Source organism: Acidimicrobiales bacterium, assembly GCA_035531755.1.
Classification (GTDB): domain Bacteria; phylum Actinomycetota; class Acidimicrobiia; order Acidimicrobiales; family UBA8190; genus DATKSK01.
In genome coordinates this window covers 1-22,195 of sequence record DATKSK010000026.1, presented here as the reverse complement: position 1 = coordinate 22,195, position 22,195 = coordinate 1, and the positions used below count along the sequence as shown (strand labels likewise).

At 73.4% G+C, this 22,195-nt stretch carries 25 protein-coding genes; 15 read left to right on the top strand and 10 right to left on the bottom strand.

The window, feature by feature from the left end:
- Window positions 1-81: 81 nt before the first annotated feature.
- Window positions 82-1,197, bottom strand: a complete 1,116-nt coding sequence (gene ald / locus VMV22_05310; protein HUY21739.1) for an alanine dehydrogenase — start codon at window positions 1,195-1,197, stop codon at window positions 82-84.
- Between the two features lie 130 nt (window positions 1,198-1,327).
- Here ald and VMV22_05305 point away from each other — a divergent pair, with 130 nt between their 5' ends.
- From VMV22_05305 to VMV22_05255, 11 genes are all read left to right on the top strand, one after another.
- Window positions 1,328-2,479 (top strand): LLM class flavin-dependent oxidoreductase, encoded by a 1,152-nt coding sequence (locus tag VMV22_05305; protein ID HUY21738.1) that lies wholly within the window; start codon window positions 1,328-1,330, stop codon window positions 2,477-2,479.
- A gap of 48 nt (window positions 2,480-2,527) precedes the next feature.
- A complete protein-coding gene (locus tag VMV22_05300; protein ID HUY21737.1) occupies window positions 2,528-3,346 on the top strand; it encodes an SDR family oxidoreductase in 819 nt (272 codons plus the stop codon).
- The gene (locus VMV22_05295; GenBank protein HUY21736.1) at window positions 3,343-4,386 is read left to right on the top strand and encodes an SGNH/GDSL hydrolase family protein; all 1,044 of its coding nucleotides are present in this window, start codon (window positions 3,343-3,345) and stop codon (window positions 4,384-4,386) included. The genes VMV22_05300 and VMV22_05295 overlap by 4 nt, the downstream gene beginning before the upstream one ends.
- 3 nt (window positions 4,387-4,389) lie before the next feature.
- Window positions 4,390-5,397, top strand: coding sequence for a helix-turn-helix domain-containing protein (locus VMV22_05290; protein ID HUY21735.1), 1,008 nt, complete (start codon window positions 4,390-4,392; stop codon window positions 5,395-5,397).
- On the top strand, window positions 5,394-6,200 hold the full coding sequence (locus VMV22_05285) for an SDR family NAD(P)-dependent oxidoreductase (protein ID HUY21734.1): 807 nt from the start codon (window positions 5,394-5,396) through the stop codon (window positions 6,198-6,200). The genes VMV22_05290 and VMV22_05285 overlap by 4 nt, the downstream gene beginning before the upstream one ends.
- A 34-nt stretch (window positions 6,201-6,234) precedes the next feature.
- Window positions 6,235-6,570 carry a hypothetical protein gene (locus VMV22_05280; GenBank protein HUY21733.1) on the top strand — a complete coding sequence of 112 codons (336 nt, stop codon included), beginning with the start codon at window positions 6,235-6,237 and terminating at the stop codon, window positions 6,568-6,570.
- Window positions 6,571-6,591: 21 nt separating this feature from the next.
- A complete protein-coding gene (gene fumC / locus VMV22_05275) occupies window positions 6,592-8,013 on the top strand; it encodes a class II fumarate hydratase (protein ID HUY21732.1) in 1,422 nt (473 codons plus the stop codon).
- A gap of 62 nt (window positions 8,014-8,075) precedes the next feature.
- The gene (locus tag VMV22_05270; protein HUY21731.1) at window positions 8,076-8,369 is read left to right on the top strand and encodes a 4a-hydroxytetrahydrobiopterin dehydratase; all 294 of its coding nucleotides are present in this window, start codon (window positions 8,076-8,078) and stop codon (window positions 8,367-8,369) included.
- Between the two features lie 8 nt (window positions 8,370-8,377).
- Window positions 8,378-9,421: a DUF6687 family protein gene (locus VMV22_05265; GenBank protein HUY21730.1), complete on the top strand. Its 1,044-nt coding sequence runs from the start codon at window positions 8,378-8,380 to the stop codon at window positions 9,419-9,421.
- Between the two features lie 415 nt (window positions 9,422-9,836).
- Window positions 9,837-10,574: a methyltransferase domain-containing protein gene (locus VMV22_05260; protein ID HUY21729.1), complete on the top strand. Its 738-nt coding sequence runs from the start codon at window positions 9,837-9,839 to the stop codon at window positions 10,572-10,574.
- Window positions 10,575-10,733: 159 nt separating this feature from the next.
- The gene (locus VMV22_05255; GenBank protein ID HUY21728.1) at window positions 10,734-11,963 is read left to right on the top strand and encodes an acyl-CoA dehydrogenase family protein; all 1,230 of its coding nucleotides are present in this window, start codon (window positions 10,734-10,736) and stop codon (window positions 11,961-11,963) included.
- A gap of 22 nt (window positions 11,964-11,985) precedes the next feature.
- Here the strand turns inward: VMV22_05255 and VMV22_05250 are convergent, their stop codons facing one another.
- The 3 genes from VMV22_05250 to VMV22_05240 are packed head-to-tail and all read right to left on the bottom strand — an operon-like array spanning window position 11,986 to window position 14,448.
- Entirely contained in the window at window positions 11,986-12,660 is a 675-nt protein-coding gene (locus VMV22_05250; protein ID HUY21727.1) for a hypothetical protein, read from the bottom strand.
- 49 nt (window positions 12,661-12,709) lie between these two features.
- Window positions 12,710-13,633: a zinc metalloprotease HtpX gene (gene htpX / locus VMV22_05245; GenBank protein ID HUY21726.1), complete on the bottom strand. Its 924-nt coding sequence runs from the start codon at window positions 13,631-13,633 to the stop codon at window positions 12,710-12,712.
- Window positions 13,633-14,448: a PspA/IM30 family protein gene (locus tag VMV22_05240; protein HUY21725.1), complete on the bottom strand. Its 816-nt coding sequence runs from the start codon at window positions 14,446-14,448 to the stop codon at window positions 13,633-13,635. The genes htpX and VMV22_05240 overlap by 1 nt, the downstream gene beginning before the upstream one ends.
- A gap of 213 nt (window positions 14,449-14,661) precedes the next feature.
- Between VMV22_05240 and mca the strand changes: the two genes are divergently transcribed.
- A complete protein-coding gene (gene mca / locus VMV22_05235) occupies window positions 14,662-15,606 on the top strand; it encodes a mycothiol conjugate amidase Mca (GenBank protein HUY21724.1) in 945 nt (314 codons plus the stop codon).
- A gap of 71 nt (window positions 15,607-15,677) precedes the next feature.
- Window positions 15,678-16,064, top strand: coding sequence for an SCP2 sterol-binding domain-containing protein (locus VMV22_05230; GenBank protein ID HUY21723.1), 387 nt, complete (start codon window positions 15,678-15,680; stop codon window positions 16,062-16,064).
- A gap of 25 nt (window positions 16,065-16,089) precedes the next feature.
- Here VMV22_05230 and VMV22_05225 read toward each other — a convergent pair whose 3' ends face one another.
- A complete protein-coding gene (locus VMV22_05225) occupies window positions 16,090-16,926 on the bottom strand; it encodes a polysaccharide deacetylase family protein (protein HUY21722.1) in 837 nt (278 codons plus the stop codon).
- 67 nt (window positions 16,927-16,993) lie between these two features.
- A complete protein-coding gene (locus VMV22_05220; GenBank protein HUY21721.1) occupies window positions 16,994-17,176 on the bottom strand; it encodes a hypothetical protein in 183 nt (60 codons plus the stop codon).
- A gap of 37 nt (window positions 17,177-17,213) precedes the next feature.
- Here VMV22_05220 and VMV22_05215 point away from each other — a divergent pair, with 37 nt between their 5' ends.
- Entirely contained in the window at window positions 17,214-18,170 is a 957-nt protein-coding gene (locus VMV22_05215) for an LLM class F420-dependent oxidoreductase (protein HUY21720.1), read from the top strand.
- Window positions 18,171-18,255: 85 nt separating this feature from the next.
- Here VMV22_05215 and VMV22_05210 read toward each other — a convergent pair whose 3' ends face one another.
- The 4 genes from VMV22_05210 to VMV22_05195 all read right to left on the bottom strand — a co-directional run bounded on the left by VMV22_05210 (window position 18,256) and on the right by VMV22_05195 (window position 21,011).
- A complete protein-coding gene (locus VMV22_05210) occupies window positions 18,256-19,158 on the bottom strand; it encodes a TIGR01777 family oxidoreductase (GenBank protein HUY21719.1) in 903 nt (300 codons plus the stop codon).
- A 92-nt stretch (window positions 19,159-19,250) separates the two neighbouring features.
- Window positions 19,251-19,757, bottom strand: coding sequence for a 5-(carboxyamino)imidazole ribonucleotide mutase (purE, locus tag VMV22_05205; GenBank protein HUY21718.1), 507 nt, complete (start codon window positions 19,755-19,757; stop codon window positions 19,251-19,253).
- A 184-nt stretch (window positions 19,758-19,941) separates the two neighbouring features.
- The gene (locus VMV22_05200) at window positions 19,942-20,451 is read right to left on the bottom strand and encodes an FABP family protein (GenBank protein HUY21717.1); all 510 of its coding nucleotides are present in this window, start codon (window positions 20,449-20,451) and stop codon (window positions 19,942-19,944) included.
- Window positions 20,448-21,011, bottom strand: a complete 564-nt coding sequence (locus VMV22_05195; protein ID HUY21716.1) for a class I SAM-dependent methyltransferase — start codon at window positions 21,009-21,011, stop codon at window positions 20,448-20,450. Before VMV22_05195 ends, VMV22_05200 begins: the two co-directional genes overlap by 4 nt.
- 29 nt (window positions 21,012-21,040) lie before the next feature.
- Here VMV22_05195 and VMV22_05190 point away from each other — a divergent pair, with 29 nt between their 5' ends.
- Window positions 21,041-22,000: an LLM class F420-dependent oxidoreductase gene (locus tag VMV22_05190; protein ID HUY21715.1), complete on the top strand. Its 960-nt coding sequence runs from the start codon at window positions 21,041-21,043 to the stop codon at window positions 21,998-22,000.
- Window positions 22,001-22,195: the final 195 nt, after the last annotated feature.

The window sequence follows — 22,195 nt, the reverse complement described above, 5'->3', positions numbered from 1 at the left end:
GACCCGTGTCGCCGCGGCCGGCGCAGGCTCCGACGCCGGCGACCGCCCGATGGGAGCCGTCGTGGCCGGCCGGTCTCGTGGCTAGGCGGGTGGAAGGGCGGTGAGTGGCTCGACGGCGGACCGGCCCAGGGCGTCGGCCACGGCGGGGTTGGTGAGCTGCCCCGACGTCACCAGGACCCCGCCGGCCAGCGCGGGCTCGACCTCGAGGGCCCCTCGGGCGCCGTGGTCGGCCACCACCAGGGCGTAGGGGAAGGTGGCGTTGGTGAGGGCGTACGTCGAGGTGTGCGGCACCGCGGCGGGGATGTTGCCGACGCCGTAGTGCAGGACGCCGTGGCGCTCGACGACGGGGTGCTCATGGGTCGTCTCGACCGTCGTCTCGATGCACCCGCCCTGGTCGACGGCGACGTCCACGATCACGGTGCCCGGCTTCATGGCGCGCACCATGTCCTCGGTGGCCACGACGGGCGCCTTGCCCCCGGGGACCAGCACCGCACCGATGACGAGGTCGGCGTCGGCCATGGACCGCTCGACCACGGCCCGGCTCGACGCCAGGGTCATGATCCGGCCGCGGTGGATCTGGTCGACCACCCGCAACCGGTCGAGGTCGCGGTCGATGAGGATGACCTCGGCCTCCATCCCCTGGGCGATCCACGCCGCGTTGGTGCCCACGGTGCCCGCCCCGAGCACGACCACCCGGCCGGGGCGCACCCCCGGCGCCCCGCCGAGCAGGACGCCGCGGCCCCCGTTGCCCCGCTCGAGGAAGTGGGCACCCACCTGGGGCGCGAGCCGTCCCGCCACCTCGCTCATGGGCGCCAGCAGGGGGAGGGCCCCGGACGCGGTCCGGACCGTCTCGTAGGCGATGGCCGTGGCGCCCGACACCAGCAGGGCGTCGGCGAGCTCCGGGTAGGCGGCGAGGTGCAGGAAGGTGAACAGCACGAGGTCCGGCCGCAGGAAGCCGTACTCCCCGAGCTGGGGCTCCTTGACCTTGAGCACGAGCCGGGCCCCCCAGGCGTCCTCGGTGGTGACCAGCTCGGCGCCCGCGGCGCGGTAGGCATCGTCGGGGATCGACGATCCCGCGCCGGCCCCGGTCTCCACCAGGACGCGGTGCCCGTGCGTGCACAGCTCGCGGGCCCCGTCGGGGGTGAGCGCCACCCGGTTCTCGCCCGGCTTGCGCTCGGTGGGGACTCCGACGATCACGGGTCGACGCTACCCCCGACCCCCCGGCGCCCGGGTGGGACTCTTGACGAGCCGGGCGCCCGTCCCTATCTTTCGGTGTGTTGTTCAGCATTCAGATCTGTCGTTCGATATTTCGAACGATGCAACCCAGATGGGGGTGGGTGTGAAGCTCGACCTGCTGTACGAGATCGACGTGCCCAAGCCGTGGCCCGGGGAGCACCCGTGGGGCCAGCGCCAGGCGGAGCAGGAGGCCTATGCCGAGGCGCTCGAGCAGATCAAGCTGGCCGACACCCTCGGCTTCAACACGGTGTGGCACGTCGAGCACCACTTCCGGGAGGGCCGGTCGCACTCGCCCGCACCCGAGGTCATCCTCGGCGCGCTGTCGCAGGCGACCAAGAACCTGCGGCTCGGCTTCGGCGTCGTGCTCATGCCCCACCAGTTCTGCCACCCCGTCCACGTGGCGGAGAAGGTGGCGACCGCCGACATCCTGTCGGGCGGGCGCGTCGAGTGGGGGACGGGACGCTCCACCCCGATGGAGCAGACGGCGTTCCACGTCCCGGTGGAGGAGAGCCGGGCGGAGTGGGAGGAGGCCATCCAGGCCGTCGTGCAGGCGTGGCGCGAGGAGTACTTCGAGTTCCACGGCAAGTACCTCGACTTCCCCCGGCGGATGGTGACGCCCAAGCCGGTGCAGGTGCCGCACCCCCCGGCGTGGATGGCGGCGACGTCGGAGGGCTCGGCCGCCGTGGCCGGCAAGCTCGGCATGGGCCTGCTGTCGTTCTCGATCATGCAGCCCATCCAGAAAATGGCGGACCACATCGTCCAGTACCGCGCCGCGGCCCAGAACCCCTCGCCGCTGACCGAGGTGACCACCAACAAGGTGGCTGCCTACACGCTCGTCCACTGCGCCGACTCCATGGAGCAGGCGGAGGCCAACGGCATCTGGGACTCGGTGTGGTGGTGGTACAAGAACCTCGCCGAGTTCATCTTGGAGTGGGAAGTCCCGCATCTCTCCGACGAGGAGAAGGAGAAGATGTTCCCGCTGCTCAAGCGCCAGATCGAGGGGAAGTTCGACCCGAAGTGGTTCTCGGAGGCCGACATGATCATCGTCGGCGACCCCGAGACGTGCATCGAGAAGATGGTGAAGTACGCCGAGCTGGGCGTGGACCAGCTGATCTGCTACGTGCAGTTCGGCTACCTCCGGCACGAGTCCATCATGCGCACCATCGAGCTCCTCGGCACCAAGGTCATCCCCGAGCTCGAGCGCCGGGACATCAAGGTGTCCGTCACCGGCGCCGGCGGCTGACGCAGCTCGACGGCGGGTCACGGTGACGCCACGACGCGGGACGGACCGGTGACGCGTACCGACGACACCGCGGTGCCCGACTATCCGGGCATGCTGCGCATGGACGGCCGCGGCGTGGTCGTCATCGGGGCGGGGCAGGGGATCGGCCGCCAGACGAGCCACGCCCTCGCCCAGGCGGGCGCCAAGGTGTGTTGCGTCGACCTCGACCCCGACCTCGCCCAGGACATCGCCGGCGAAGTGGGCGGCGTCCCCTGGGTCGGCAACGCCGCGGTGCGCGCCGATGCCGAGCGCCTGTTCGCCGACGCCCCTGCCGCCCTCGCCGGCATCGGGGCCACGCGCCTGGCCGGCATCGTCGACATCGTCGGCATGGCCCAGTACCGCGGCCTGCTCGACATGGACGACGAGCTGTGGGACTGGCATCACGACATCGTGCTGCGCCACGCCTACCTGGCCGTGTCCGTCGGGGGTCGGGCGCTGCGCGACAGCGGGGGCGGCGTGATGGTGTTCGTGGCGTCGGCCTCGGGCCTCACCGCCGCGCCGCGCCACGCCGCCTACGGTGCGGCCAAGGCCGGGTTGATCGGACTCGTCCGCTCCGCCGCGGTCGAGCTCGGCCCCGAGGGCATCCGCGTCAACGCCGTGGCCCCGGGCATCGTGTGGACGCCGCGGGTGTCGGGCTATCTCGGGGACCAGGGCAAGGCGGTGAACGCCGCCAACTCCCCGCTCGACCGGGTGGCCCTCCCGCAGGACATCGCGGCGGCGATCATGTTCCTGGCATCGGACCTCTCCGCCTACGTGAACGGGCAGGTCCTGTCGGTCGACGGCGGCGTGGGGGTGAAGTTCCCCTACCCGGTGCCCACGAACCTGTGAGCGCCGCCGCCCCCGGCCGGTCGCCGGACGTCGAGCCCTTCCTCCGGGGGTGTGCCTTCGGCGCCGCCCCCGGCGTGCCCTATCCCCGGCTCGATCCGCGCGACGTGGGGCGCTTGCCCGCGGACACCTGGCAGTGCGCCCGGATCCCCGCGGGCGTGCGGCTCGAGCTCGTCGGTGACGCCGTCGCCCTCGAGCTCGGCTACACCACCGCCACCGACGACCTCGGGTACCGCGGGGACGGGGCCGGCACGACGTTCTCGGTGTGGCGCGGCGGTGCGCAGGTGGACGAGCAGCCGGCCGTCCTGGGCGCGGGCACGGTCCGGCTGGCCCTCGGCGGCCCGGTGGACGCGCCCGCCGTGGTGCACCTCCCCGAAGGCATGCGCCCCGAGATCCTGGCGCTGCGGCCCGTCGACGGCACCGTCGAGCCCGCGCCGAGCGGCCCGCGCTGGGTGGCCTACGGCGACTCGATCCTCGAGGGCTGGGTGGCGAGCGCCCCGGCGCTCGCCTGGGGGGCCGTGGCGTCGCGCCGGCACGGGCTGGACCTCGTGAACATGGGGTTCGCAGGGTCGGCACGCGGGGAGATCCCCTGTGCCGAGGCGGTCGCCGGGTTGACGGCCGACGTCGTGTCGATTTCGCACGGCACCAATTGCTGGACCCGTATCCCCCACAGCGCCGGCATGTTCTTCGAGGGCACGCGCGCCTTCCTGGAGATCGTGCGCCAAGGGCATCCCGGGACGCCGATCGTCGTGGCGAGCCCCGTGCTTCGCCCCGACGCCGAGGAGACCCCCAACCGCCTCGGGGCCGACCTCGCCGCTCTCCGGCGGGCGATGGAGGACGCCGTGGCGGCGCGCGTCGAGGCCGGTGACGACCGGTTGGTGCTCGTCCCCGGGGCGGCGGTCATCTCGGCCGCGGATCTGGCCGACGGGATCCATCCGAGCGACGCCGGGCACGCCCGGTTGGCGGAGGTCTTCGGTGCCGCCGTCGCCGCGGCCGCCGCCGGCACCACGGTGCCCGGCGCGACCGTGCCCGGTGGGGGCTGAGGCGTGCCCGGGTCGCCGTCGGCCCGACGGGTGGTGACCGTGGTCGACTTCCTGGCGTCGCGTCCGGGTGAGTCCTTCGGCCTCTCCGAGCTGTCGCGTGCGCTCGGCATGTCGAAGGCCACTGCCCACGGCGTGTGCACCTCGCTCACCGAGGCGGGCTGGCTGCTGCGCCACCCCGTCGACAAGTCCTACACCCTGGGGCCGGCGCTGATCGCGGCCGGGCAGGCCGCCGGCGCCCGCCAGCTCGACCTCGTCGACCACGCCCGGCCGGTGATGGACGAGCTCGCCCACCTCCTCGCCGTGCAGGTCGTCGCCTCGAGCACGGTGGCCGACGAGATGGTGCTGCTCGCCACCACCGGGCGCCCGGGGCCGATGTGGCTCGCCTTCACCGTCGGCCAACGCGTCCCCCTGGCGCCCCCCCTCGGCACGGTCTTCCTGGCGTGGGCGGGCCAAGACGCCGTGGAGCGGTGGCTCGACCGGCTCGGGCCCGACGCCACCGAGGCGGACAAGCGGCGGCTGCGCGGCGCGCTGGGCGTGGTGCGGCACCGGGGCTACGCCCTCAACCTGGAGGCCGTCGCCAACCTGAACCTGAGCCGCGCCCTGACCGGGCGCGACGTGGCCGGGACCGAGGAGGCGGGGACCGACACCCGCCGCCGGGCGCTCGCCGTGGTGGTCGAGGAGCTGGCCCGCGAGGAGTACCTGCTGCAGGAGCTCGAGGCCGGTGCCACGTACCGGCTGAGCCAGATCTCGGCGCCCGTGTTCGGCGCCGACGGGTCGGTGGCCCTCGCCCTCACCGTGGTCGGCCTGCCCGAGCGGCTGGCGGGGGAGGAGATCCCCCGGTACGGCGACGCGCTGCTGGCGGCGGCGCGGCGGGTGACCCGGTCCATCCACGGGCGTGTGCCGGCGGGCCCGACTCCGCCGGCGGATTCGGCCCCGGCCGCCGGCCCAGCGGCGGCGCCGACACGCGTGGAGGCCGGCGCCGGTGTGGCCGCCGGAGGGGCGCGGCCGTGATCGCCGAGGCGTTGGCGGCCTACGACCTCGGCGGCCGGGTGGCCGTGGTGACCGGGGCGGCGTCGGGGATCGGCCGGGCCTCGGCCGTGCTCCTGGGCGCGGTGGGGGCGGCGGTGGTGTGCGCGGACGTGGACCTCGAGGGCGCCCGGCGCACGGCGGCGCAGGTCGAGGAGGGTGGCGGTCGCGCCCTGGCGCGCCCGGCCGACGTCTCCGACGCGGGTGCCGTCGACGCGCTCGTCGACGAGGCGCTGGTCGAGTTCGGTCGCATCGACGTCATGGCCAACGTCGCCGGCATCATCGCCCAGGCGTCGGTGGTCGAGCTCGACGACGACACGCTCGATCGCGTGCTGGCTGTCAATCTCAAGGGTGTGTTCCACGGGTGCCGCGCCGCGGCGCGGGCCATGGGCGCGCAGGGCTCGGGCTCGATCGTGAACATGGCCTCGGCGGCGGTGGACGCGCCCTCGCCGGGGCTCGCCGCCTACGGCATGGCCAAGGCGGCCGTGGTGCAGCTCACCCGGGTCCTGGCCGTGGAGATGGGGCCCCAGGGGGTTCGGGTGAACGCCGTCGCCCCGGGCTTCGTGGAGACCGGCATGACGAGCCGGCACTTCACCGGCGCCGACGGCACGGTCGACGAGCCGCATCGCACGGCCGTCCTCGAGGCCGTCTCGCGCACCACCCCGCTGCGCACCGTCGGGCGGCCCGAGGACGTCGCCCATGCCGTGCTCTACTTGGCGTCCGACGCGTCGCGGTTCGTCACCGGGCAGATCCTGCGCCCCAACGGGGGAGTGGCCATGCCATGGTGACCGGCAGCACGCCGAACCGCAGAGAGGAGCGCTGATGTTCGTCGAGGTCGACCTGGGGGCGGCGCCGGTGGCTGTGGGGCTCGCCGAGCCGGGGGACTGCACCCGGTTCCACGTGGCGGTGGTGCGCGGCGACGCCGACACCGACGCCGACGCCGGGATGCTCGACCGGGCGCTGCGGGCCAGCGCGACCGGCAGCATCGACGGCGACGGCGAGGCCGTCGTGCGTGTCGACGCCGTGCGGCGCATGGCCGCCGGCGCCGTCGGTGAGTCGTGGGAGGCCGACTTCTCGGCCATGCTCGACTACGCCGCGTCGAAGGGCTGGCTCACCGAGGACAGGACGGCGATCAGGGCCCACGTGGAGTGGGAGTAGCGTCGGCATGGAGGTGAGCCGGTGACGACCCGTACCGAGACCGACTCGATGGGACCGATCGAGGTCCCCGCCGACCGCTACTGGGGGGCCCAGACGGCGAGGTCGCTCGTCCATTTCCCCATCGGCGACGACCGCATGCCGCGGCCGGTCATCCGCGCCATCGGCGTCCTCAAAGAGGCCGCCGCCCTGACCAACGCCGAGCTCGGGAAGCTCGACGCCGACCTGGCCGAGCTCATCGTCCGCGCCGCGCGCGAGGTGACCGGGGGCGCGCTCGACGACCACTTCCCGCTGCGTGTATGGCAGACCGGGAGCGGCACCCAGACCAACATGAACGCCAACGAGGTGATCGCCAACCGGGCCATCGAGCTCGCCGGAGGAGTGCTGGGGTCCAAGACCCCGGTCCATCCGAACGACCACGTCAACATGTCGCAGTCGTCCAACGACACCTTCCCCACGGCCATGCACATCGCGGCGGCCGAGCAGCTCCGGCACGTGCTGCTCCCGTCGGTCCGGGCGCTGCGCCACGCGCTGGCGGCCAAGGCCGAGGTGTTCGCCGACATCGTGAAGATCGGGCGGACGCATCTCATGGACGCCGTCCCCCTCACCCTGGGCCAGGAGTTCTCGGGGTACGTGGCGCAGCTCGACGCCGACCTGCGGAGGATCGAGTCGGGGCTCCACGACCTCTACGAGATGGCCCTCGGCGGCACCGCCGTGGGAACAGGCCTCAACACCCACCCCGAGTTCGGCGAGCGCGCCGCCCGCCACATCGCGGCGATCACCGGCATGCCCTTCGTCACCGCGCCCAACAAGTTCGCCGTGCTGGCCGCCCACGACGCCCTGGTGCAGGCGAGCGCCACGCTGCGCACGCTGGCGGTGTCGCTGACCAAGATCGCCGACGACATCAGGTGGCTCGGCTCCGGGCCCCGCAGCGGGCTCGCCGAGCTGGTGCTGCCCCCCAACGAGCCGGGGTCGTCGATCATGCCCGGCAAGGTCAACCCCACGCAGTGCGAGGCCATGATCATGGTGTGCATCCAGGTCATGGGCAACGACACCGCCGTCGCCGTGGCCGGCAGCCGGGGCAACCTCGAGCTCAACGTGTGCAAGCCGGTCATCATCCACAACGTCCTGCACTCGATCGTGCTGCTGTCGGACGCGTGCCGGACCTTCCGCGAGTTCGCCGTGGAAGGCCTCGAGCCCGACCGTGCCCAGATCCGTCGCCATCTCGAGAACTCGCTCATGCTGGTCACGGCGCTCAATCCCCTCATCGGCTACGACAAGGCGGCCGACGTGGCCAAGAAGGCGCACGCCGAGGGCACCACATTGCGCGAGGCGGCCGTGGCGCTCGGCTACCTCTCCGGCGAGGAGTTCGACCGCGCCGTGCGCCCCGAGGAGATGGTCCGCCCCGAGGGGACGGTGCGCCCCGAGGGGACGGTCCCGTCCTGACGGCCGGGCTCGCGCCCCCGCCCGGCTCGGAGGGTCGGGACGGGCCCCGATAGGCTGCCGCCGTGGAGGTTCTCGACCCGTCCACGGTCGACGCCGAGCTCGAGGGAGGCGGCCTGGCCTGGGAGCGACAGGGGGAGGAGCTCGTCACGACGCACCGCGGCCGGCACTTCGCCGACTCCCTCGCCTACGTCAACGCCGTGGGCGCGCTGGCGGAGGCGATGGACCACCACCCCGACGTGGACATCCGCTGGAACGTCGTGACACTGCGATTGTCGACCCACGCGGCCGGTGGCATCACGCGTCTCGACCTCGACCTCGCCCGGCAGATCGACGCCCTGTCCGCGCCCGGCGGCTGAGGCGCCCGGTGGCGCGCTCGGCCTTCCGCTACGTCCCCGCCGGGCGCGTGGACGGCCACCCGCACGTCATGGTGGACGGGGCCCCGCGTCCGGGGACCGTGGCCACGTTGTCGCACTGGCCGGGGACGCCCACGCCCGAGGCGCTGTGGGACGACGTCTCGGCCGGCATCGTGCTGCGAGCGCTGGCGCGACCCGAGCTGCTGGCGCGCCGCGTCCGCACGGCAACCATCGACCACTACGACGCCGACGGCGTCATCGCCCTGGCCTTGCTGTGCGTCGACGGGCTGGCCGCCGAGCACGGGCCGCTCCTGGTCGAGGCGGCCAGGGTCGGCGACTTCGACGTGGTGACCGAGCGCCGCGCCGCTCTGATCGCCTTCGCGCTGGCCACGTTGGGAGACGCCCGACGCGCCGAGGCGGCGTGCGGGCCCGCGCCCCGGGGCGACGTCATGGCCATGTGCGCGTGGTCGGCGACCGGGGCCCTGTCGGTCCTGCCCGCGCTGGCGGCGGATCCGGCTGGTCACGAAGCCCTGTGGGCCGAGGAGGCCCGCGCCTACGACGCCGCCTCGGGCGCGCTCGCCCGGGGGTGGGCCGTTATCGAGGAGCGCCCCGAGCACGACCTGGCGGTCGTCCGGGTCGACACGACCCACCCCGGTGCCGGGACGGCGGCGTGGGGCGACGCGCCCCTGCACCGTGCCGCTGTGCACTCGGCCACCTCGTGCCTGCGGATCGCGACCGTCGCCGGCGACCGGCTCGACCTGCGTTACCGCTACGAGTCGTGGGTGCGGCTCGTCAGCCGCCGGCCCCGTCCGCGTGTCGATCTGGCCCCCGTGGCCGCCGAGCTGACACGGGCCGAGGACGGGGGAGCGAGCTGGGTGTTCGACGGTGCCAGCGCCGTCACCGGCGCGCTGCACGTGGCCGGGGGAGGGCCGAGCACGCTCGACCCGGCCCATTTCGTCGAGACGGTGTGCAGCCGGCTCGACACCCTCGACGCCGGGCCGCCGGCCTGGGACCCCTACGCCCTGCCGGTACGGTCCCGCACCACCTCGGGGTGACACCGACGAGGCGGCGGCCTGGTCCCGAGCGCCGTCACCCGCTCGAGCCCTCTGGTCACGACACGGCGACCGTCCTTCGCGGAGGGTCGCGTCGACGGTTCGAGCGCACCGGTCGTCGGCGTGTCGCCCATTCACGAAGGCGGAAGGTCAGGTCGCTAGCATCGCCTTCGTGCCGCCGACACCTTCGACCGACACCCCCGGTCTGGACGCCCGATCTCGTACTTCAGCACGGGTCGGGCCCGCGCCCAGTGGTGAGGCGCCCGGACCGCAGAGCGAAGGTGTCCGACGGGAGGACGACGGTTCGGGTTGGAAGGCGCTCGACGACGCACTGATGACGTACCTCGAACGCGAGGTCGACGTTCCCAACCGTTGGCTGTTGATCCAAACGCTTGCGACGGCAGCGTCGCGGAGGCGTTTGCTGGCGTTGCTCGGTGTCCTGCCCGGCTGGCGGACCCTCGACGTCGGCACGGGATTCGGGCCGGTGCCGATGGAACTGGCTGTGGCGGCCCGGGTCGATGCCGTGGGAATCGATGTCGACGAGTCCGTGCTGCAGATCGCCGAGGCAGTGCGCGCCGAAGCTGCAGGACGCGACGCCTTCATCCCGGGAAGTCGCGTCACGTTCACACAGGGGGACGTGTTCGACATCCAACATCCCGATGCCTCGTTCGACCTCGCCACCGCCCGCTTCGTCTTCCAACACCTCCAGAGCCACGCATCCGCCGCATCCGAGCTCGCCCGCGTCGTGAGGCCTGGCGGATTGGTCTGCCTCGTCGACGTCGACGACGGTCTCTCGGTGACCTATCCCGAGCCGTCCGCCGCCTACATGCGCCTGACCGAGACCCTGACCGCCATGCAGGAGCGTCGCGGTGGTGGACGGACCGTGGCTCGGACGTTGCCGGCTCGGCTCGACGAGGCCGGGTTCGACGTGCTGAGCGTGCTCTTGATACCCGAGGCCGGTTACGGGCCGTCGCAGCCCGGCGACCTCAACCGGACGTTCCTGCTGGAGCGGTTTCGTGCAGCACGCCAGGAGTTGGTCGAGGAGTTCATCTCCGCCGACGAGTTCGACGCGTGCCTCGAGCAGTTCGCGGTCGAGATCGTCCCTGCGGAGTGCGTGGCCGGGGCTCACCTGGCGGTCATCGGCCGGCGACGCTGACCGTTCCGGCGGCCGGCACGGCGTGCCCGCCGCCCCGCCGCCGCCCCGCCCCCCGGCGCCCCGCTGCTGCAGATGCGGGACGGGCCGGCGCGAACCGGCTCGGATAAGGTCGGACCACTCGAATCGCGTGACGTCGGGGTGACCACAGGAGGCGCATCGGTGTTCGAATGGTCTGCGGAGCAGCTGATGGTCCGGGACGCCGTCCGCCGCTTCATCGAGGCGGAGGTGGTCCCCAACATCGAGGCACTCGAGCACGGGGACCTCCCGCCGTACGACATCATCCGCAAGCTGTACGCCACGTTCGGCATGGACCAGCTGGCCCGGGAACGGTTCAAGAAGCAGCTCGAGCGCAAGGCGTCCGGGGCAGGTCCCGAGGAGCGCGCCGAGCGCCAGGGGGACGCCGGCGCGGCGGCCATGACCCTCATCCCGATCATCGAGCTCAGCCACTACTGCCCGGGCATCGTCACGGCGATGGGCGTGAGCGTCGGGCTGGCCGGCGGGACCATCATGAAGCAGGGCACGCCGGCCCAGATGGAGCGGTGGGGGCTCGACCTGCTCACGGGGGAGAAGGTGGGCGCCTGGGCCATCACCGAGCCGGACTCGGGGTCCGACGCGCTCGGCGGCATGAAGTCCACCGCCCGCCGCGACGGCGACGAGTACGTCCTCAACGGGAACAAGACCTTCATCACCAACGGGCCGTACGCCGACACCATCGTGTTCTACGCCAAGCTCGACGACGGCTCCGACACGCCGATGCGCGACCGTCAGGTGCTCACCTTCGTGCTCGACAGGGGGATGACGGGCCTCGATCAGTCGGAGCCGTTCCGCAAGATGGGCCTGCATTCCTCTCCCACCGGAGAGCTGTTCCTCTCCGATGTCCGCGTGACCCGTGACCACCTGCTGGGGGAGACCGAGGACGAGCGGTCCGGCAGCGGGCGGGACTCGGCCAAGGGCAACTTCGTCACCGAGCGGGCGGGGCTCGCCGCCATGTCCCTGGGCGTCATCGAGGAGTGCCTCGAGCTCTCGGTGCAGTACGCCAAGAACCGCATGCTGTGGGGGAAGCCCATCGGGGAGCGCCAGCTGATCCAGCTGAAGCTGGCCAAGATGGAGGTCGCCCGGCTGAATGTCCAGAACCTGGTGTTCCGCCACATCGAGCTCTCGGCCGCCGGCAGGTCCCTGACGCTGGCCGAGGCCTCGGCCATGAAGCTCTACGCGGCCCAGGCCGCCTGCGAAGTGGCCCTCGAGGCGGTGCAGCTGTTCGGCGGCAACGGGTACATGGCCGAGTTCCGCGTGGAGCAGCTGGCCCGCGACGCCAAGGTCTTCCAGATCTACGCCGGTACCGACGAGATCCAGGTGACCCATATCGCCAAGGACCTCCTCGCCCGCTAGGGCGTGCGAGGAGGTCGGGCGCTCAGGCGATGGGCAGGTCCCAGATCGGGAACCAGCGCGACAGGTCCGCCTCGATCGGGAGGTCGTCGCCCAGCACGCTGCGCAGCCGCAGCTCGAGCTCGGAGTCGCGCTGGTCCTCACCTTCGGGGGCGAACGGGTAGAACGAGCCCTGCTTGGCCAGGTACACGAGGTACACCGGGCGCGTGATGGCGGCGTCGGCGGGGGCGGCGGCGTCGGGCGCACCCGTGTCGCCCGTCGACCCCGCGCCGTCGGGGCCGGGGACGAACCCGAACACCGAGCACAGCAGCTGGGTGCTCCACCCCGCGTCCTGCAGCGACGAGTGCACCATGTGCACCCGGGTGACGAGGTCGTCCACGGCGCTCGCCTCCAGGACGATCCAGCGGTAGCCGAACTTGTCGCCCACGTGGCGCACCGCCACGGCGGTCCCGGCACTTCCGGTCGGGGCGGCGCCGGGCGTCGCCGGCTCGTCCGGCGTGGAGAGCAGCTGCTCGAGCTCGGCCTGCATCTCGGCGAAGGGCTGGCCGGCGGGCGGCTTGAAGCACACGCCGGCCCGTCCGGTGGGGACGAGCCCCGAGGTCACCTGCAACGTCACCGCCGCCGAGGGCAGCGCGAAGAGGGCGTCGAGATTGGCCCGGACGGGCTTCGTCCGTCCGAAGATGGTGTCGAGCAGGCCCATCAGCGGGCCCCTGTCGGCGAGCGGCGGGGCCCGTCGCCGCCGAGGCGGGTCATGACGGCTGGTTCATCTCGGCCTCGAGCTTGGCCAGCTGGTCGAGGCGCTTCTGGAGGGGCGGATGGGTGGAGAACAGCGTCGACAGGCTCGTGCCCTGGGCGAGCGCGGGCGTGAAGAAGAAGGCGTTGAAGTGCTCCGCCGAGCGCAGGTCGCGGGTGGGGATGCGCGACATCTCCCCGGAGACCTTCACCAGCGCCGACGCCAGGAGCGAGGGGCGGCCGATCAGGATCGCCCCCGACCGGTCGGCGGCCAGCTCCCGGTAGCGCGACAGGGCCATGGTGAGCAGGAAGCTGATGGCGTAGATGATGGCCGACACGAGGATCACGGCCAGCTCCACCAGGGCGGCGTTCTGGCCGCCCTGGTTGTCCCGGCCGCCGAAGCCGCCGAACATCCCGGCGTACAGCGTGAACCGCGTGATGAGCCCCGCCACCATGCCCAGGAAGCTGGCGATGGTCATGACGGCCACGTCGCGGTGCGCCACGTGCGACAGTTCGTGGGCCAGCACGGCTTCGAGCTCGGGCTCGTCCAGGCGGCGCATGATGCCGCGGGTGGCGCACACGACCGCGTTGGAGGGGTTGCGGCCCGTGGCGAAGGCGTTGGGCATGTCGACCTCGGCCACAGCCACGCGGGGCTTCTTCATGTCGGCGAGGGCGCACAGGCGGTCGATGACGCCGTGGAGCTCGGGCTCCTGCTCGGGGGTGACGATTCGCCCGTGCATGCCGAACAGGGCGATCTTGTCCGAGAACCAGTACTGACAGAACAGCAGGCCGCCGGCGATGACGACGATGACGATCACGCTCTTGATGAAGATGAACAGGACGCCGACGAAGACGGCGTAGAGAACGACCATGAGCAGTCCGGTGATGAACATCCGGATCGTCAGGCCGCGGTCGGCGGGGATGCGACGGTTGATCGCCATCAGGGATTCACCTCTGGTGCTAGCGGTTGGGGGGTGGTGGACGGGGCGCCCGGGCTCGGCGTCACCGGCGTGGCGTCGGCCCCCGGCTTGCCCGCCGGGGGCAGCGCGCCGGCGGGGGCCGTGGCGAGCTCGCTCTTCAGGGCGGAGAGGTCGCGGTCGACCTGCGAGGTCGCCGCCACCTTGTCCAGCTGCGCCTGGATGTCGTCGGTGCTCGACCCGAGGTCGGTGAGCGCGCCCGACGCCAGCAGCTCGTCGATGGCGCCGGCGCGTGCCTGCATCTGGGCGATCTTGTCCTGGGCGCGATCCATGGCGAGCCCGGCGTCGTTCATCGTGGAGGAGATGCCCGCCGCCGCCTCACCGATCTTCGTCTGGGCCTCGGCCGCGGTGTAGCTCGCCTTCAGCGTCTCCTTGCGGGTGCGGAAGGACGCCACCTGGGTCTGGAGGCGCTGGGAGGTGTCCACGAGCTTCTGCTCCTGGGCGGCGATCTGGGCGTGCTGGGTCTCGAGCTCGGCGAGCTCCTCGCCGGCGGCCGCCCGCCGGGTGAGCGCCTCGCGGGCCAGGTCCTCGCGGCCCTGGGTGAGCGCCTGGCGGGCCTGGTCCTGGAGCTTGGCCGCCTGCTGCTGGAGCTGGTTGGCCTGGATCTCGATGCGCTTGCGGGCGGTCGCCACCTCGGCGACGCTGCGGCGCATCTTCTGCAGGTTCTCCATCTGCTTCTCGTAGGAGAGGTCGAGCGTGTCGCGCGGGTCCTCGGCGCGGTCGAGGAGCTTGTTGGCCTTGGCCCGGAAGATGTTCAGAAAGCGCTGGATCACGCCCATGGCGTGCCGTTCCCCTTTGTGGTGGGCACCGCCGGTCGCCCGACGTCACCCATGAGCATAGGGGAGGGCCATCGGCCAGTCGCCGCGCCGACACCCCCGGGGACCTGGGCCGGGAGGCCGGCGCCCGCCCCCGCGCCCCCTCACGGCGCCCCGGCCCGCCTGCCGCGGTGCCCCGTGTCCTGTCCACCACGGCCGCCGGGTACCGTGAGTGCGATGCGCACGCGTCTGTGCCTGCTGACCGTCCATGCCCATCCCGACGACGAGGCCTCGAAGGGGCCCGCCACCGTGGCGCGCTATCACGACGAGGGCGTGCGCACGGTGCTCGTGTGCTGCACGGGCGGCGAGGAGGGCGACATCCTCAACCCGGCCATGGACATCCCCGAGGTGCGCGCCGAGCTGCCCGCCGTCCGCCGCCGCGAGCTCGGCACCGCCGCCGCGGTGATCGGCTACGACGAGGTCGTCATGCTCGGCTACCGCGACTCGGGCATGCCCGATTCGCCGGCCAACGCCAATCCCGAGTGCTTCGCCCGGGCACCGCTCGACGAGGCGGTGGGCAGGCTCGTGGCCGTGATCCGGCGCGAGCAACCGCAGGTGATCGTGACCTACGGGGACGACCAGCAGGGCTACCCCCACCCTGACCACCTGCGCGTGCACGAGATCTCGGTGGCCGCCTTCGACGCCGCCGGCGACCCCTCCGCCCACCCCGAGGCCGGCGAGGCCTTCCAGCCGCTGAAGCTCTACTACGTGGGGTGGTCGGCGGCCCGGGTGCTGGCCATGCACGAGAAGTTCCTGGAGCTCGGACTGGAGTCGCCCTTCGACGACGCCTGGCTCGAGCGGGCCACGAGCCAGATCCGGCCGTACACGACGGCGATCGACATCTCGTCGTACGGTGACGTGCGCCGCCAGGCCCTGCTCGCCCACGCCACGCAGGTGGACCCGGTCTCCCCGTTCTGGTTCGGCCTGCCGCCGGAGGTGGCCCGCAGCGTGCATCCCGTCGACGAGTACGTCCTCGCCCGGAGCCTGGTCGGCCCGGGGGACGGCGGGGCGGGCGCCGAGGTCCGGTCCTGGGCGGCCGACGGCGGCCCCGAGACCACCCCGGCGGGCGAGGTGGTCGAGGACGACCTGTTCGCCGGTGTGCGGGACCTCGCCAATCGGTAACATGCCGGCACCTCGCCGCGCCGGTGCACGCCGGGCCGCAGGCGGGCAGTGACGACCCAGGGAGGAACGACATGTCGAAGTGGCTCACCCAGGAGTGGCTCGACGAGACGCGCAAGATGGCCGAGGGCCAGCCCGAGCATCCCGGTGCCTCCGCCCGGATGCAGTACGTGGTCACCGGTGCCCCGGACGGGGACATCGAGTACTACTGGGTGCTCGACAACGGCAAGATCACCGAGAGCCGGCTCGGCCACCTCGACGACTCCGAGGTGACGCTCACCACGGCGCACGCCGACGCGGTGAAGATCCAGAAGGGCGAGCTCGACGCCAACGCGGCGTTCATGCAGGGCAAGGTCAAGGTGACCGGGAACATGGCCAAGGTCATGTCGCTGCTGCCCATCACCAACTCGCCCGAGTACAAGAAGCTGCAGACCGAGATCGCCGCCATCACCGAGTACTGATCGGGGGGCCGGCCCCCCGGGCACGTCAGGCCCCGGCCCGCATGAGGTCGCGCAGCGGCCGGTACCCGATGACGGTCACCCCCGCGTCCCGCAGCGCGTCGCCCAGGTCGGGGTCGTGCACGAGGAGCCGGTGGTCGTCCACGCGGGCCTCCCAGTCCGGGGCCATGGCCTCGAGCTCGGGGCTGTCGACCGCGGGGTGCAGGTAGGCCTCGGTCACGCCCGGGCCCAACCGGGGTATGGCGTCGAGGAGGACCTGGCGGCTGCCGACCCCGGACACGTGGACGAAGTCGTCGGGGAACACCACGCCCGCCTCGGCGGCGAGGTCGCGGAACGGGAAGCCGATGAGGCTCTCGGTGCCGGGGCCCGACAGCCGCAGGGGGAGCTGGAACTCGACGGCCAGGTCGAGGTAGGCGTCGAAGAACTCCGACTTGATCTGCATGGTGTCCATGTGGGCGTCGAGGTGGCTGACGTCGAAGCCCCACAGGATGGCTCGCTCGATCTGGGCCCGGCATTCGCGGCGCACCTCGTCGAGGTCCGCATGGTCCCAGACGTCCTCCACGGTGCGGGGGAAGCCGCCGTCGCCGTCGAGCAGGCTCGGCGCGTGGGTGATCGGGCCCCAGCGGTACAGGTCGAACTCGGCGTTGACGGTGAGATGGACGCCGACGTCCTCCCCGCGGTATCCGGCGGCGGCACCCCGGGCCCACGGGCAGGGGACCATCAAGCTGGCGCTCGTCCCGAGCCCGTCGCGCAGCGCCTGGTAGACGCCCACGTTGGCGGCGTGGCAGAAGCCCAGGTCGTCGCAGGTCAGGATGAGGAGCCTGGTGTCCTCGGCGTAGCCCAGGCGTTCGGCGAGCGATGGCACGCAACCGACGGTAGCGCCCACGCCACGCCGATCGTCACACCCCGGCACGGCCGGGGCCCCGACCGGCTCAGGCGGCGTCGGCGTGCTCGTTCGGGGCGGCCCTCGTGGACCGGGCGAGCGCGGCCCGGGCCGACGCCAGGCCGCGGCGGCCGGCGAGGCGGGTGGGCTCGTCGAGCCGCCAGTCGCCGTCCGTCGTCGCCGACCCCGTGCCGGTGTCGACGATCAGTGGAAGTCGCTGTTGGTACTGCACGCCACCAGGCTCGCGCCGGGGTGTAACACTGCAGCCCGTGGAACGATTCGGCATCACCGTCCCATTCGACGACGTCCCCCTGGCCGAGCACCCGGCCTGGTACGAGCGCCTCGACGCCCTCGGCTACACCGACGTGTGGACGGGCGAGTCCAACGGCAGCGACGGCTTCACCCCGCTGGCCCTCGCCGCCGTCGCCAGCCCGCGCCTGCAACTCGGCACGGCGGTGGTCCCCGTGTACACGCGCGGTCCCGGCCTGCTCGCCATGCAGGCGGCCACCATGGCCGAGCTCGCCCCGGGCCGGTTCGCCCTCGGGGTCGGATCGTCGTCGGACGTCATCGTGGAGCGCTGGAACGCCACCCCGTTCACCGAGCCCTACCGACGGGTGCGCGACACCGTGCGGTTCCTCCGCCAGGCCCTCACGGGCGAGAAGGTGGACGCCGAGTACGAGACCTTCACGGTGCGCGGCTTCCGACTGGGGCGCCGGCCCGAGCAGCCTCCTCCCGTGTACGTGGCCGCCCTGCGCCCCGGCATGCTGCGCCTGGCGGGACGCGAAGCCGACGGGGCCATCATCAACTGGCTGTCGGCGGACGACGTCTCGAAGGTCGTTCCCGAGGTGGGGGAGGGCAAGCAGATCGTCGCCCGCATCTTCGTCTGCCCCACCGACGACCCCGAGCGCGCCCGCTACGTGGGGCGCATCGGTATCGCCGCCTATCTCAACGTCGCCGTGTACGCCGCCTTCCACGAGTGGCTGGGGCGCGGCCCGCTCCTCGAGGCGATGTGGGCGGCCTGGCGCGCCGGCGACCGCAAGGCGGCACTGGCGGCCATTCCCGACGAGGTGGTGGACGCCCTGGTGGTCCACGGCACGCCCGAGCAGTGCCGCGCCCACGTGCAGCGGTACGTCGACAACGGTGTCACGGTCCCGGTCCTGGCCGTGCTGCCGGGCGGCGACGACCTGGCGACCGCCGTCGAGAACCTCGCCCCGGGCGGCCGCTGAGCGTCGGCGGGAGCGCCGGGCCGCGCCCGAGCGCCGGCGGGAGCGCCGGGCCGCGCCCGAGCGCCGGCTCCGGCGCCGGTCGACGTCAGGCGCCGGGGGCGAGGAGCGCCGCCAGGGCCTCGTCGAGGCGGGCGTGCGCGAACCGGAACCCGCTGGCCGTCAGGCGCGCCGGGAGGACGCGCTGGCCCGCCAGCACCATCTCCGCGGCGAGTGCCGGTCCCAGGGCGATGCGCAGGGCGACACCCGGGACCGCCATGACCGTGGGGCGGTGCAGCGCCCGGCCCAACGCGGCCGTGAAGTCCCGGTTGGTCACGGGCCCGGGGGCCGTGGCATTGACGGGGCCGCGCAGCGAGGGCTCGGCCAGGGTGTGCAGGACGGCGCCGACCTCGTCGGGGAGCGAGATCCAGCTCAACCACTGACGTCCGGTGCCCAACCGGCCCCCGACGCCCAGCCGGAACAGCGGGAGCTGGCGCGCCAGGGCGCCGCCCCGGGGGCTGAGCACCACCCCCGACCGCAGGCGGACGACCCGCAGGCCGGCGTCGGCGGCGGGGGCCGTGGCGTCCTCCCAGGCGCGGCACACGTCGGCCAGGAACCCGGTGCCGGCGGTGCTGTCCTCGGTCAGCTCCTCCGCGCCGCGGTCCCCGTAGTAGCCCACGGCGGACGCGCTCACCAGGACCGCCGGCGGGTGGGCGAGGCCTGCGAGCGTGCGGGACAGCAGCGACGTGGACTCCACCCGGCTGGCGAGGATCTCCCGGCGGCGCTCCGGCGTCCACCGGCGGTCGCCGATGCCCGCGCCCGCCAGGTGCACCACGGCGTCGGCGCCGTCGAGCGCACCGGCGTCGATCGACCCGGTGGGCGGGTCCCACGTCGCCTCCCCGGCCGCGGGGGAGCGCCGCACGAGCGGCGTGACCTCGTCGCCGCGGTCCCGCAACGCCTCCACGAGCGCCCGCCCGATCAACCCCGACGACCCCGATACCACGACCCGCACGGCGCCTCCCGGTCCCGCTGCTTCGTGTCCTGACTCTGCTGCGTGCCGCCCGGGGGGCGGCGGTGCTGCGTGCCGCCCGGGGGGCGGCGGTGTCAGGTGCCCGTGCCGCTGCCGAAGCGGGCCCGGACCTCCTCGTCGGCGGCCCGCACCTTGGTCGCCATGGCCTCACGCGCCTGCTCCAGGGCGACGGCCAGTCCGTCGTCGGCGAGCGCCAGGATCCGCACGGCCAGGAGCCCGGCGTTGCGCGCCCCGTTGACGGCGACGGTGGCCACGGGGACGCCGCTGGGCATCTGCACCATGGCCAGGAGCGCGTCGAGCCCGCCGAGCTCGCCGACGGCGACCGGCACGCCGATCACCGGCAGCGGCGTGGCGGCCGCCAGCACGCCCGCCAGATGGGCGGCGCCGCCTGCGCCGGCGATGATCACGCCGAACCCGCGCCCCGCTGCGTCGCGCGCGAACTGCAGGGCGTCGTCGGGGGTGCGGTGCGCCGAGAGGACCCGGACCTCGAGGGGGACCCCGAACTCGCGCAGCACGTCCACCGCGCCCTCCATCACGGGCACGTCGGAGGCGCTCCCCATCACGATCCCAACCGCCTTCATCGGACCCCCGCTCCCTCGTCGTCGCCCCGGCCCGCCCGTCGGACGCCGGTGCCCGACGCATTCTGCCCCGCCCACGGACCGGGCTGATCCCGGCCGACCTTCACCGGGCGCGGGTCCACTGCGTGCGCCACGCCGCCCGGGCCGCCGGCGGTCACCGGGTCCCGAACCGGAGGGACGAGGGCCGTCACGGCGACGGTGTGCTCACGCGCCGCAGGACGGCGCGCAGGTGCAGGGTGAGCGGGACCCCCATCGCCGCCATGTCGAGCTCGTAGCGGAGCCGGTCGCCCTGGACCTCGATCCTGCGGGCCACGGCGGTGACCTCCTTGGCGCTGCCCGTGCGGGCGACGGCGGTGGAGGACAGGTCGATCGAGGTGCCGGTGCGGGTGCCCTCGCTCACCTCGACGACACCGGTGGGATGGGCGGCGACGAGCTCGACCAGCGACGGGGACGGGCACCGGAAGTAGCCGGTCTCGGCGTGCAGCGGGCGCCCGTCGTCGAGGCTCCAGGTGCGCTGGGCGTAGGCCAGGAACGGCTTGCCCACATGCGACAGCGTGATCTCCTCGCCGTACCGGAACGGCTCGATGGTGGGGTACAGGCCGTCGCCTTCCCCCGCCCAGCGCCCCAGCAGGAACGCCAGGTGGGCGGCGTCGGGGTGCATGGCGGCCGGCCCGCCGGTCCCGGCGCCCCCGGTCATGCCCCGGCCGCCCGACGGTGCACGGACACGGCGTAGTCGCCGCCGGCGTACGGGGCGCGCTCCCAGGTGGCCCACCGCTCCTGGAGCGCCAGCCCGACCGCGCCGGCCAGCGAGTCGTAGCGCTCCAGGGTGAGCTGCCGACCGACCTGGAATCCCGCCACCAGCAGCCCGCCGGGCACGAGGGCGCGGGCGAGGTTGGCCACGACGGGGGCCTCGGTGCCCAGCTCGAGGAAGATCATCACGTTGCCGGCCGCCACCACCACGTCGAACCCGGCGGCGGGGAGCTCGACGATGCTCAGGTCGGCGCGCTCCCACGCCAGCTCCGGAGCCTTGGCCCGTGCCGAGTCGAGCATGGCCCCCTCGACGTCGACGCCGAGGGTCCGGTAGCCGCGCCTCGCCAGCTCGATGGCCAGCCGGCCCGTGCCGCAGCCGGCGTCGAGCACGGTGGCCGGCGGCGGGCCGAGCAGCGCGGCGACGAAGTCGGCTTCGCCGTGGAGGTAATGGCCCTCGGCCGCCAACCGGGCGAACCGGGCGTCGTACTCGTCACCCCGAAGAGGCACGAGGAGAACGGTACTGCCACCATGGGCGGGTGCGACGAAGGGTCGCCGGCGCGACGACGGGGGATGTCGGGATGAAGATCGGGTTGGGCCTCGAGACGGGCGGGACGATCGACGAGGTGGTCGAGCGGGCCCGCACCCTGGCGGCGACCGGCGCGTCGTCGCTGTGGGCCTCGCAGATCTTCGGCTGGGACACCCTCACCGTCCTGGCCGTGGTGGGCCGCGAGGTGCCGGAGGTGGGCCTGGGCACGGCGGTGGTCCCCGTCCACCCGCGCCACCCCATGATGCTGGCCGAGCAGGCCCTCACCGTGCAGGCCGCCGGCGGGGGCCGGCTGACGCTGGGCATCGGCCTCTCGCACCAGGTCGTCGTGGAGGGGGCGTGGGGCTATTCCTTCGAGCGCCCCGCCCGGTACATGCAGGAGTACCTGTCGGTGCTCGTCCCCCTGCTCGAGGGCCGGCAGGTGTCGTTCGAGGGGGAGATGGTCCGCACGAACAGCTTCGGTCCCCTCGACGTCGTGCCCACACCGCCGCCGGCGGTGGTCGTGGCGGCCCTGGGGCCGACGATGCTGCGCATCGCCGGGACGCTCGCCGACGGGACCGTGACGTGGATGGTGGGCCCCGACACCATCGGGAACCACATCGTGCCCGCCATCACGGCCGCCGCCGGTGACGCCGGCCGCCCCGCGCCCCAGGTGGTCGTCACCTTGCCGGTGTGCGTGACCGCCGACGCCGACGCCGCTCGCGAGCGGGCAGGCCGGATCTTCGCGATGTACGGCCAGCTGCCGTCCTACCGGGCGATGCTCGACCGCGAGGGGGTGCAGGGCCCGGCGGACGTCGCCGTCGTGGGGGACGAGGACGAGGTCGCCGCGCAGATCCGCCGCTTGGCCGAGGCCGGCGCCACGGAGTTCTCCGGCGCGGTGTACGGCGCGCCCGACGAGGTGGAACGGTCGCGCGCCCTGCTGGGCGCCATGGCCGCCGCCGGTGGGGTCTGACCCCGGTTCCACCCGCGGTGCCCGCTGTCCACGCCCGGGCGGCGACGCCGGCGGTCAGCGTTCGATCGTGGTGTGCTTGAACTCGTTGAGCTCGGGGTGGTTCTCGAGGAGCGACAGGACGCCGTCGATCGTCGAGCGGGCCACGTCGGCATCGCCGCCGGGCCGCGTGGTGATACGGACGAAGACCGCCCGGTC